Origin of the sequence: Pseudomonas sp. Q1-7 (assembly GCF_028010285.1) — a bacterium.
Lineage (GTDB): Bacteria > Pseudomonadota > Gammaproteobacteria > Pseudomonadales > Pseudomonadaceae > Metapseudomonas.
Genome location: NZ_CP116304.1, coordinates 1969436 through 1982587 on the forward strand (window position 1 = coordinate 1969436; position 13152 = coordinate 1982587).

Here is a 13152-nt window from a genome sequence, read left to right on the forward strand (position 1 = left end):
CGAGAAATATCCGGCAGTGCAGAGTCGACGACAGGGAGCGCACAGCATGTTCGGGTCGAATAACAAGAAGGCATACGGCCGTCGGTTCCAGGCCACTCTCCGTTCTCCCCTCGCGCTGCCCCTCGAACCTCGCATGATGTTCGACGGTGCGGTTGCCGCCACCGTTGCCGATACCGCGGCCAGCCAGCCCACCGACACCCCCGATGCGCAGGACAGCGCCACCTCAGAGCTTTCGACCCATGACGGCCTGGCCGCCACCCCCACGGCCGGCACCGGTGACCAGCGCCAGGAAGTGGTCTTCATCGACAACGGCGTCAAGGACTTCCAGCAACTGGTTGCCGCCATCAAACCGGGCACCGAGGTGGTGGTGCTGGATGGCAGCAAGGATGGTCTGCGACAGATCGCCGACTACCTGGACGGCCGCAGCGGTCTCGACGCCATCCATATCATCAGCCACGGCGCGGAAGGGCAGGTGTTGCTGGGCACCTCGGTGCTGGACATGGGCAGCCTCCAGCAACGCGCCGGCGACCTGGCCGCCATTGGCGACGCATTGAAGGCCGACGGCGATATCCTGCTCTACGGCTGCGACGTGGCCAAGGGCTCCGGCCAGACCCTGATCCAGCAGATCGCCAACCTCACGGCGGCCGATGTGGCGGCTTCCAGCGATGCCACCGGGAGCCTGGCCAAGGGGGGGGACTGGGCACTCGAGGCCCGCGTGGGGAGTGTCGAAGCCGGGTCGCCCTGGCTGGCCGGCACACCGGACTACGACGCCCTGCTGGCCACCGTGACGCTCAACTCGAGCTGGTTGAACAACGCGGGCGACGATTGGATTTACTCGGACAATCAAGATGCCGGGAATATGGCGGGCACCCTCGACTCCATCTATCTGGACGTCAATACCAACGCCTTCAATACTCCGCCGGTGGAGTTCACCATCGCCAGTAGCTCCGGCACGGCATTCAATCTCGACAGCATCACGCTACGCCCATTCAACGACAACAACGACTTCCAGTTCGAGATCTATCCCACTGGCGACTATGGCGCGAAGGTCACCAGCGTCCTGATCAGCAACCAGTCCAACCAGTCCATCGTCATCACCACCAATCTGCTGAACATCACGTCCTTCACCATACGTTTCATCGATACGGGCGCCTTCCAGGGCTCGCCCGCCAACATGGACTTCCTCAGCTTCACGACCTCTCCGGCCAATGCAGCGCCCACCCTCGGCGGCGTCAATGGCGACATCGTCGACTGGGCCGGTGTCGGCGGTACGGTGTTCCTGGATGACGGTGCCAATGCCACCCTCGCCGATGCGGAGCTGGGCGCCCTGAATGGTGGCAATGGCAACTGGGCCGGTGCCAGCCTGACCCTGCAGCGTCCCGGTGCTGCCGTGGCCGCCGATGTCTTCGGCTTCGATACCGCGGGCGCGCTGTTCACCGTCAGTGGCTCGGCCACGAGCGGCGAACTGCAGGCCAATGACATGACCTTCGCCACCTACACCAGCAGCGGTGGCGTGCTGATCATCAATTTCACCAGCAGCGCGACCACCGCGACCACCGCCCTGGTCAACGACGTGGCGCGGCACATCACCTACCGCAACAACACCCCGGCCGGCGATGCGACCGTGCGCTACACCTTGAACGACGGCACCTCCAGCGTCACGGCCGACGCCACGGTCACCAGCAACACCATCTACATCACCAACACCACCGATACCGCCACCGTCAACGTGAGTGACGGCGTGAGTTTCAGCGAGGCGGTGGCCATCGCCGCCGCCGACGGCACCGGAACCCAGACGCTGATCTTCGGCAGCGGTTTCACCAGCAGCATGTCGCTGGCCGGCAACCTCGCCATCAACGAAAGCCTGACCATCAACGCCGATGCGGCCTCGGGCCTCGTCATCAGCGGCAGCACCATTACCCTGGGCGGGGGCACCACGCTGAACTTCACCAATAGCTCGGGTACCGTCGGCATCGCCAGTACCCTGGCCGGCAGCGGGGCGCTGAACAAGGCCGGTGGGGGCACGCTGACGCTCTCCAGCACCGGCAATGAAGCCAGCATGTCGGGAGGTATCACGGTCAGTGACGGCACCTTGCAGGTGAGCAACGACGATCATCTGTCGTCCGGCACACTGACGCTGAACGGCGGAACCCTGACCAACGGCGCCAGCAGTTTCACCATCGACAATGCGGTGGTGCTGGGGGCGGCCGGCGGCACCATCAATGTCGGCGGCGGGGGCGGGGCCGCCAGCTTGACCCTGAGCGGTAGCGTCAGCGGTTCCGGCAGCCTGACCAAGAACGGCCAGGCGATCCTGCAGCTCAACGGCGACAACGGCTACAGCGGCGCGACCACCCTGTTCGCCGGCACCCTGATCGCGAACCATGCCAACGCCCTTGGCACCACCGCCGGCGGCACCGCCGTCAGCGATGGCGCGACCCTGCGCATCGGCGGCGGCTTGAGCATCGCCGAAAATCTTTCGGTCAGCGGCAGCGGCAAGCAGGTGAGCGCCATCAACTACGGCGCCCTCCACCTGATTTCCGGCACGTCGACCCTGAGTGGCAGCGTCACCCTGACGGGCAATGCCGACATCAGTGCCGCCAGCGGCGCCACCCTGACCCTCAGCGGCGTCCTGAGCGGATCGTCCAGCTTGAACAAGACCGATGCCGGCACCCTGGTCTTGAGCAATGCCGACAACTCCGGCAATGCCAGCGGCGGCATCAGCGTCAGCGCCGGCACCCTGTCGGTCGCCAGCGACGCCCATCTGAGCAGTGGAACACTCACCCTGAACGGCGGCACCCTGGCGCTGACCAACACCACCACCGTCGACAACGCGATTGTCCTGGCCGCGACGTCCACGGTGAGCGCGTCCACCAGCGCCACCCTCAGTGGCAGCCTCAGCGGCAGCGGCGGCCTGACCAAGATCGGCGCCGGGACCCTCACCCTGAGCGGCAACAACAGTTATCTCGGCGTCACCAATGTTTCGGTCGGCGGGCTGACCCTCCAGGGCGGCGCGGCCCTGGCGGACTCCGCGGCGGTCACCGTCGGTAGCGGCGCCACGCTCACGCTGTCGAGCAGCGAAACCATCGGCTCGCTGGACGGCGCCGGCGGCGTGGCGCTCGGCGCCAATACCCTGACCACCGGCGGCGACAACACCAGCACTACGTTCTCCGGCAATTTTTCCGGCAGCGGCGGCCTGACCAAGGTCGGCAGCGGCACCCTGACGCTGTCGGGCAGCAACGCCTACAGCGGCTCGACGCAAGTGCAGGCCGGCGGACTGACACTGAGTGGCGGCGCCGCCATCGCCGACGCCTCCAGTGTGTCGGTGAGTTCGGGTGCCACGCTGACGCTCTCCGCCAGCGAAACCCTTGGCGCACTGGTGGGAGCGGGGACGGTGCAACTGGGCAGCAACACCCTCACTACCGGGGCGGCCAACCTGAGCACCACCTTCAGTGGCTCCATCAATGGCTCCGGCAACCTGGTCAAGAGCGGCACGGGCACCCTTACCCTGAGCGGCAGCAATGGCTACACCGGCACGACCTCCGTGACGGGGGGCGGCACCCTGAGCATCACCGATGCCAGCAACATCAGCGGCAATACGCTGATCCTCGGCACCGCCGGCGTACTGCAGCTCACCGGCGGCAATGTCACGCTGAGCAATGCGTTCACGCTCAACACTGGCGGTGGCGTCATCAGCAATGCCAACGCGCTGACGCTGTCCGGCGTCGTGTCGGGCACTGCCGGGCTCACCAAGGTGGGCGCTGGTGTGCTGACACTCTCGAACGCCAACACCCATGCCGGCACCACCACGGTTTCCGCCGGTACCTTGTCGCTGACCGGCAGCACCGCCAGCGCCACCACGGTGGCCAGTGGTGCCACCCTGGCGGGTAGCGGCACCCTGGGCGGCGATGTAACGGTCCAGAGCGGCGGCACCCTCTCGCCGGGCATCAGCGTCGGCACCCTGACGGTGAACGGCAACCTGCAGATGAATGCGGGCAGCACCCTGGCCGTGGAGATCAACGGCACCACCGCCGGCATCGGCCATGACCAGATCCTGGTGAACGGTTCGGTGAATGTGGCCGGCGCCACCCTGGCGATTACCCACGGCTACGCGCCCGGCCTGGGCGATAGCTACGTTCTTGTCGACAACGATGGCGTCGACGCCATTGCCGGCACCTTCAGCGGCCTGGCCGAGGGCGGCACGCTCACGGCCGGCGGCAACGGTACGGTGCTGACCGCCAGCTACGCCGGCGGTTCAGGCAACGACTTCACCCTGACCGCGCCGACGAACACGGCGCCCGTGCTGGGCAACCTCGATGGCGGCGGCACCCACACCGAGGGCGGCGCGCCCACCGTGATCGACGCCGACGTAACGGTGTCCGATACCGAGCTCGATCAGCTCAATGGCGGCAACGGCAACTACAACGGTGCATCCCTGGTGCTGGTGCGCAACGGCGGCGCCAACGCCCAGGATGTATTCGGCTTCAGCGATGGCAACGGCATCACCCGCAGCGGCAGCCAACTGATCAAGAACGGTCAGGTGATCGCCAGCTTCGATACCGCTACGTCCGGTCAACTGACGCTGACCTTCAGCGATGCAGGCGGTCAGGTTCCCACCACCGCGGATGTCACCGCCGTCCTGCGGCAGATCACCTACGCCTCGACGTCCGATGCGCCCCCCGCCAGCGTCACGCTGAGCTGGACCTTCAGCGACGGTGCTGGCGGCAACTCTTCCAGCTCGGCCGTGGTGAACCTGGTGGGGACCAACGATGCGCCGGTCCTCGCCCCGAGTTCGCCCATCCTGACCGGCCTGACCGACACCGACGTCAACAACCCCGGGCAGACCGTCGCCAGCTTCGCCGGTGCCGGCATCACCGATGCCGACAGTGGCGCGCTCAGCGGCATCGCCATCACCGGCCTGAACGCGGGCAACGGCACCTGGCAATACAGCCTGGACGGCGGCGCCAGTTGGCAGAATGTAGGCGTCGTCTCGGGCAGCAGCGCGCTGCTGCTGCGCGGCACCGACCGGGTACGTTTCGTCCCGGACGGCGTCAATGGCACCACGGCCAGCCTGACCTATCGCGCCTGGGACCAGACCGGTGCCACCAGTGGCCAGCAGGGCACCAAGGCCGACGCCTCGTCCTCGGGGGGCACCACGCCGTTCTCCCTGTCCAGCGACACCGCCAGCCTCACCGTCACCGCGGTCAACGATGCCCCGGTGGTCAGCGCCAGCGGTGGCAGCACCTCGTTCGTCGAGGGCGACAACGTCGCCTCGACCCCGGTGGTGGTCGATGGCGGCATCACGGTCGTCGACAGCGACTCGCCGCTGCTGCCGAGTGCCACGGTGAGCATCACCGGCAACTTCATCAGCGGGCAGGACGTGCTGGGCTTCACCAACAATGGCGCCACCATGGGTGACATCAGCGCCAGCTACAACAGCGCCACGGGCGTGCTGACGCTGACGTCGGCCGGCGGCGCCAGTGCAGCGCAGTGGCAGGCCGCACTGCGTGCCGTCACCTACAGCAACAGCTCGGAAACGCCGAATACCGCCACGCGCACCATCAGCTTCGCGGTGAGTGATGGCCTCGCCACGAGCAGCAGCGCGACCCGTGGCGTCACCGTGACGGAAACCAACGATGCGCCGGTGGTGAACGTACCGGTCAGCATCAGCCTGCCGGAGGACACCGCCACAGCTCTCACCGGAATCAGTTTCAGCGACGCCGATGCGGGCAGTGGTACCGTCACTGTCACCTTCAGCGTGGCCTCGGGCAGCCTTGCCGCCAGCAGCGGTGGTGGCGTCATCGTGGGCGGTACCACGTCGGCGCTGACCCTCACCGGCTCCATCGCCAACATCAATGCTTTCATCGCCGGTGCCAACCTGAGCTTCACCTCGGCCACCAATGCCGCCGGCAACGTCACCCTGACCGTCGCCATCAACGACAATGGCCTTTCCGGCGGCGCGGCGAAGACCGACAGCGACGTCCTAACCCTGACCGTCACGGCCGTGAACGATGCGCCGACCATCGTCGCTCCCGGCAGCATCGGCGTGACCGAGGATGTGGCGCAGCCGCTCACCGGAATCAGCTTCGCCGACGTCGATGCCGGTTTCGCTGGCGTCACCGTCACACTCGGCGTGGGTTCGGGCAGCCTCGCCGCCACCAGCAGCGGCGGTGTCACCGTGGGGGGGACCGCGTCGGCGCTGACCCTGACTGGCTCCATCAGCGACATCAACGCCTTCATCGCCGGCGGTGGTGTCAGTTACCTCACCGCCAGCAACGCGGCCAGCGACGTCACCCTGAGCGTCACCATCAACGACGGCGGCAACACGGGTACCGGTGGCAGCCTGTCTGCCAGTACCACTGTGACCCTGTCGGTAACGCCGGTGAACGATGCCCCGGTCAACACGGTCCCGGCCACCCAGACGATGCAGCAGGATGGCGTCCTGACCTTCAGTACGGGCAATGGCAATGCGATCACGATCAGCGATCTGGATGCCGGCGGCGGCTCGGTGCGCGTCACCCTGACCGCAACGAATGGTCTGATCACCTTGAGTGGCACGGTGGGCCTGAGCTTCCAGGTGGGCGACGGCACCGGCGATGCCACCATGACCTTCGAGGGCAGCATCGCCAACATCAACACTGCCCTGGCAGGTTTGGCCTTCACACCCACCGGCGGCTATTTCGGCCCCGCCTCGTTGCAGATCACCACCGATGACCTCGGGCTCTCTGGCAGCGGTGGCAACCAGACCGACAGCGACACCATCACCGTCAACGTCGTCCAGCCCAATCCGACGATCACCGGCGTCTCCAGCAGCAGCCCCGACGGCGGCTACAAGGTGGGCGACACGATCAACATCACCGTCACCTTCGACCAGGCGGTCAACGTGGCCGGTGGCTTACCCACGCTACTGCTGGAAACCGGCCTGGTCGATCGCACCGCGATCTATGTGAGCGGTAGCGGCACCAACACCCTCACTTTCGCCTATGTGGTGCAGGCCGGAGACGTCAGCGCCGACTTGAATTACCACTCCACCGCCGCCCTGGTCCTCAATGACGCAAGCATCGCCAGCGTCAGCCTGGGCGCTCCGGCCGTCATTACCCTTCCCGTCGTCGGCGGCGGGGACAGCCTGGCGGACAACGCCGAACTGGTGATCGATGGCATCGCCCCAAGCGTCACCAGCGTCGAGGTGCCGGCCAATGGAACCTACGTTGCTGGGCAGAACCTCGACTTCACCGTCAACCTCAGCGAGGCCGTGACCGTCGACACCACCGGCGGCATGCCGCGCATCGCCATCACCCTGGATGGCGGCGGCACCGTATTCGCCGAGTACCTCAGCGGCTCCGGCGCCACGGCACTGGTTTTCCGCCTGACCGTCAGCAACGGCCAGTTCGACACCAACGGCATCAGCGTCGGCGGCAGCATCCAGGCCAATGGCGGCACACTACGCGACGCGGTCGGCAACGATCTCAATCCCGTGCTCGCCAGCGTGGGTAATACCAGCAACATTCGGGTGGATGCCGTGGTGCCCACGGTGGCCAGCGTCTCCGTCCCGGTGGGGGTGCCCTACAACGCCGGCGATACCCTGACCTTCGTGGTCAATGCCAGCGAGGCCATCATCGTCAATGGCACCCCGCGCCTGGCCCTGGATATCGGCGGCACCACGGTGTTCGCCGACTACGTGGCGGGCTCCGGCACCAACACCCTGGTGTTCCAGTACAGCGTGCGCCCAGGCGACAACGATGCCGATGGCATCGCGGTGAATGGTCTGCTGACCAACGGCGCCGTCTTGCAGGATGCTGCCGGCAATACCATGAACCTGACGCTGAACAACATCGGTGGTACTAGCGGCGTGATAGTCGACACTGTGGCACCGTTCCCAAGCGGCATAGTCGCCATCGACCCGTCGCCGACCAACGCTGGCAGCGTGCGCTTTACTGTGACCTTCAGCGAAAGCGTGAGCGGCGTGAGCCTCAGTGACTTCAATCTGGTGGGTACTGGCACGGCTGCCGGCAGCCTGGCGAGCCTGGTGCAGCTCGATGCGCGGACGTTCCAGATCACCGTCAGCGGCCTGAGCGGCACCGGCACCCTGGGCCTGAACCTGAACGCGTCCGGCACCGGCATCATCGACCAGGCTGGCAACGCCATCACCGGCGGACTGACTGGTGCGGTCTACAGTGTCGACCGCGATACCCCTACGGTCACCGGCGTCAGTGTGCCCGTCGGCGTGGCCTACAACGCTGGCGACAGCCTGACCTTCGTGGTGAACCTGAGCGAGGTCGTCACGGTGAGCGGCAGCCCGCGCCTGGCCCTGGATATCGGTGGCACTACGGTGTTCGCCGACTATGTGGCGGGCTCCGGCACCAACACCCTGGTGTTTCAGTACAGCGTGCGCCCAGGCGACAACGATGCCGATGGCATCGCGGTGAGCAGTTTGCTGACCAACGGCGCCAGCCTGCGCGACGCCACCGGAAACGACCTCAACCTGACCCTCAACGGCGTCGGAAACACCAGCGGCGTGATCGTGGACACCACCGCGCCTGGGGTAAGCGCCACCGTAGCGCCGCTGCCGACCCCCGGCAGCGTGCAGTACACCGTGATCTTCGACGAGAACGTCAGCGGCGTTGACCTCAGCGACTTCAACCTGATCACCACCGGCAACGTCACCGGAACCCTGCAGTCGCTGGTGCAGGTGGATGCCCGTACCTTCCTGGTCACGATCAGCAACGTTGCCGGTTCCGGCACCCTGACCCTGGGCCTGAACACCTCCGGCACCCTGATCACCGACGTTGCCGGCAACCCGCAGGTCTCCGCTCTGTCGGCGCAGACTTACAGCGTGCCGCAGAGCGACGGCGATCCGGAGTTCCGCGCAAGCCCGCCGGTCATCCTGCCGCCCGAGCCCACCGTACCGGTGGATAGCGTGCTGCCGTCGCCACCGCCGCCGCCGTTCACCTCGCCGCTCATTCCGCCGCCGCTGTTCGAGGCGCCGACCCTGGGCAGCGGTATTCCCACCCTGGGCAACATCTTCATCAACCAGGGGGCGCTGGCGCCCAGCTTCATCGCGCAGGTATTCGGTAGCAGCGACGGCTTCGGCGACGGCTCCGGCGCGGGCTTCCTCGGCTTTGGTGGCGGGGATGGCGGTGTGTTCGGCAGCAGCAGTCTGTCGAGCTTCTTCGACAAGGATGTGCCCCAGGAGTCCGGCGAAATGAAACTGTTCGACGGCAAGCAGTGGAAGGGCGGCTCCGGGGGGAGCGGCCAGGGCATCTTCGGTGCGCCCACGCTCGGCCAGCAGTTGCAGGACATCAAGGACAGCGAGCAGCGTCAGGTCAGGGCGTTGGCCCTGGCACTGGGACAGATCCAGGCGGATCGCCCCCAGGTTTGAAGAACAACACGTTGGAAATCGGAAAGTGCCGTGTCTAGGGGGCGGCCCAAGGATGAGCAGAGCAGCGAAGTTTTTCACCGTAAGCGTGCTGGCGCTGGCGGTCACCGGTTGCGCGGTGACCAGCCAGCCCATCGATCGTAGCGTCAGCGAACAGCGCGCCCGGCAGGACCTGGCGACCATGTTCAAGGACCAGGAGCCCCTGAGTGGGCCCCTGACCCTCCACCAGGCCATGGCCCGTGCCGTGAAGTACAACCTGGAGGCGCGGCTGAAGGTCATGGAAGAAGCCCTGGCCAAGCGCCAGGTGGACCTCGCCACCTTCGACATGCTGCCGCGCATGGCCATGGAAGCGGGCTATGCCGGGCGCAGCAACGTCAGCGCCTCCAGCAGCCAGAGCGTGCTGACCAACACCCAGTCGCTGGAACCCTCGACCTCCCAGGACCGCGACCGTGGCGTGGCGGACCTGACCATGGTGTGGAACGTGCTCGACTTCGGTGTCAGCTACGTCAGCGCCAAGCAACAGGCCGACCAGCGCCTGATCGTCGAAGAGCGACGCCGCAAGGTGGTCCACACCATCATCCAGGACGTGCGCTCGGCCTACTGGCGAGCCGTCGCCGCCGATCGCCTGCTGCAGCAGATCGACAGCCTGATGGCGCGGGTCGACGAAGCGCGCGGCAGCAGCCAGCGGATGAGTGCCGAGCGCATCGGCGATCCGGTGCAGGCGCTGAGCTACCAGCGTGCGCTGATCGAGGCCACCCGTCAGTTGGAAGAGCAGCGCCGCGCGCTGTCCCTGGCCAAGACCGAACTGGCGGCGCTGATCAACCTGCCCCTGAACACCGACTTCAGCCTGGCGGCCGCCGACGGCTACGCAGTGCCCGAGCTCAAGGTAGACATCGCCCGCCTGGAAGAAGAAGCCCTGGCCAGCCGGCCGGAACTGCGCGAGCAGGACTACCAGGCGCGCATCAGCGCCGCCGAGACGCGCAAGGCCATGCTGCGCCTGCTGCCGGGCCTGGAGTTCAGCGCCGGCGGGCACTACGACAGCAACTCCTTCCTGGTGAACCAGAGCTGGGCCGACTACGGGGTGAAGGTGACCTGGAACCTGTTCAACGCGCTGTCCGCACCGGCGGCCATCGACGTGGCCAAGGCCGGGGAGAATGTGGCGGCGGCACGCCGACAGGCCATGTCCATGGCGGTGCTGGCCCAGCTCTACGTGGCCAACGCCAACTACCACGAAGCCCAGCGGCAGTTCCAGACCAACCAGGAACTGGCGAAGCTGGACGGCGAGATCGCCGAGCAACTGCGCAACCGCTACAAGACCCAGAGCATCGGCGAGCTGGACCTGATCCAGGGCGAACTCAACACCCTGCAGGCGCAACTCAAGCGCGACCTGTCCTACGCCGAGCTGCGCAATGCCTACGCCCAACTGTTCGTCAGCGCCGGCGTCGACCCGTTGCCGGAGACCTTGCCGGACGACAAGCTGGCGACCATCGCCAGCGCCCTGCAAAGCGGCGAGTCGCGCTGGGAAAGCGGGGACATCGGCGGACGGTAGGAGCGAATTTATTCGCGATGGACAGCGCAGCTGTCCCGTAGGGTGGATGGCGCTTTTTCATCCACCAGCGGCGCCATGCCGGTCTTCGGATGGTGGACCGGTGAAGCACGCTGCTGGCCCCCTCTCCCTCTGGGAGAGGGTTGGGGTGAGGGTGGTTTCCGGCTTGCTCGAAGCCACCCGATTCGCGAATGAATTCGCTCCCACAGTTCGTCGCCCGGTTGCAATCCGGGAAAATCCAGTCGCCTTGGCGAATGAATTCGCCCCCACAGGGCAAAGCGAGACCCATCGCCCCGCCTCAGTGCGCATGCTCCCCATGGTCATGCCCTTCATCATCAGCCGCCCCGGCCCCATGGCCGTGACCGTGACTGGCGCTTTCGCCGCCGCCGTGCTGGTGCCCGTCGCTGCTGGCCACCAGTTGCCGATAGCCGTCCGCATCCAGGGCCGGTAGCTGCTTCAGGAAGGCCACCAGGCCCCAGATGTGCTCGTCGCCCATGCTCTTGCCCCAGGCTGGCATGCCGGTGGACTTGATGCCGTGCTTGATGATCCAGAAGGCCGCCGCCGGGTCGCCGTCCACCCCGAGCCGGGCGAGGTTCGGCGGGGCGGGGTAGAGGGCCTGGCTGAGTTCGGTGGCGGCAAGGCCCGGTGCCAGGTGGCAGTCCACGCACATGGCGTCGTAGTTGCCGGCGCCGGCACGGATCAGGTCCGCGCCGGTCAGCGGTGGAACCTGGATATTCCGTGCGCGTACCTCGATGGAGCGGTCCCGCGCGGCGGCGAGGAAGGCGTGCACCAGGGAGTAGTGCGGGTCGTCGGCGGCGACGTTCACCATGCCGTTGTACACCACCCCGGCGGCACCGGCGGTGACCACCAGGCCGGCGAGGGCCAGGGTCTTTATTGTTCTTTTCATGGTCGGGCTCTCAGAACCAGAGGCGGATACCGGCAACGAAGCGCGCTTCGTTGTTGTCCTCGCCTTCTTCGCGGGCGAAGTCGGCGGTGTTGCCGTAGTTGCGATTCCAGGTCACGCCGATATAGGGCGCGAACTCGCGGACGATCTCGTAGCGCAGGCGCAGTCCCACTTCGGTATTGGCCAGCCCCGAGCCGGCGCCGCGTTCGTGATCGTTGCGGCCGTAGAGGTTCACTTCCGCCGTCGGCTGCAGGATCAGCCGGTTGGTCAACAGGATGTCGTAGTCGCCTTCCAGGCGCAGGGCGCTCTGACCGTTCTCGCCGAGGAAGGCGGTGGCTTCCGCCTCGAAGCCGTACAGGGCCATGCCCTGCACGCCGAAGGCGGCCCAGGTCTGCGGCGAACCCGGCTTGAAATCCTGGCGCACGCCGGCCACCAGGTCCCACCAGGGGCCGATGGCGCGGCCGTAGAGCGCCTGCACCTCGGCTTCCTCGGTGGTGCCGTTGGCGCGTTCACCCTCGGAGCGGAACCAGAAACGGTTGATGTCGCCGCCGATCCAGCCGGAAGCGTCCCAGCTCAGCACGCTGGCATCGTCGGCGTCCTGGTATTCCAGCTGGTCCAGCAGGAAGAAGCTGTGGATACCGCCGGCGTGCATGCGGTGCGGCGGTAGCGCCGGGAAGGCTGCCGCGCGATCGGCGTCGGTCGGTGTCGGAATGGGCGTGCGGCTGCCGTAGCCGGGGATGGCGGAAGGCGGCTGGCCGTGCTGCATCTGGCTGTGGTCCATGGCACCGTGGTCCATCTGGCCGTGCTGCATTTGGCTATGGTCCATGGCGCCGTGGTCCATCTGGCCGTGCTGCATCTGGCTGTGGTCCATGGCGCCGTGGTCCATCTGGCCGTGCTGCATCTGGCTATGGTCCATGGCGCCGTGGTCCATCTGGCCGTGCTGCATTTGGCTGTGGTCCATGGCACCGTGGTCCATGCTTTCCGCCGCCTGTGCGCCGCCAGCCGTGGCCAGCGCCAGGGCGAGCAGGGCAGGGCGCTTGAGGCTATCGATCATCGTTGCTGTCCGCCTTGGGCTTGGCGTCCTTGTGCATGGCGCCGTGGTCCATCTTCGAGTGATCCATGCCGTTCATCTGGCTGTGATCCATGGCGCCGTGATCCATCTGCCCATGGCTCATCTGGTCATGCGCCATCTTCTTGTGCGGTTCGCCAGCGTGGGCGTTGTGCTGGCCAGCCTGGTCGTTCTCGCCGGCCCAGGCGGCGGGGGCCAGCAGGACGAGGGCCAGGGTGGCGGCGCCGAGGATCTGCATCGATTGGTTCATGTCTCTCTCC

Annotated in this window: 4 protein-coding genes and 1 pseudogene; 2 read left to right on the forward strand and 3 right to left on the reverse strand. The window is 66.7% G+C overall.

Translation table 11 applies throughout. From position 1 onward, the window contains the following. Positions 1-133: 133 nt before the first annotated feature. Both PJW05_RS09155 and PJW05_RS09160 read left to right on the forward strand, forming a co-directional pair. The gene (locus PJW05_RS09155) at positions 134-9376 is read left to right on the forward strand and encodes a DUF4347 domain-containing protein (protein WP_271411397.1); all 9243 of its coding nucleotides are present in this window, start codon (positions 134-136) and stop codon (positions 9374-9376) included. 52 nt (positions 9377-9428) lie between these two features. Continuing rightward, positions 9429-10922 (forward strand): TolC family protein, encoded by a 1494-nt coding sequence (locus PJW05_RS09160; protein WP_271411398.1) that lies wholly within the window; start codon positions 9429-9431, stop codon positions 10920-10922. Between the two features lie 298 nt (positions 10923-11220). Here PJW05_RS09160 and PJW05_RS09165 read toward each other — a convergent pair. From PJW05_RS09165 to PJW05_RS09175, 3 genes and pseudogenes are all read right to left on the reverse strand, one after another. Further along, positions 11221-11826: pseudogene (locus PJW05_RS09165) on the reverse strand (c-type cytochrome); the annotation flags it as partial. A 10-nt stretch (positions 11827-11836) separates the two neighbouring features. Continuing rightward, positions 11837-12877, reverse strand: a complete 1041-nt coding sequence (locus tag PJW05_RS09170; protein ID WP_271411399.1) for a copper resistance protein B — start codon at positions 12875-12877, stop codon at positions 11837-11839. Beyond that, positions 12867-13142, reverse strand: a complete 276-nt coding sequence (locus tag PJW05_RS09175) for a hypothetical protein (protein WP_271411400.1) — start codon at positions 13140-13142, stop codon at positions 12867-12869. The genes PJW05_RS09170 and PJW05_RS09175 overlap by 11 nt, the downstream gene beginning before the upstream one ends. Positions 13143-13152 lie beyond the last annotated feature (10 nt).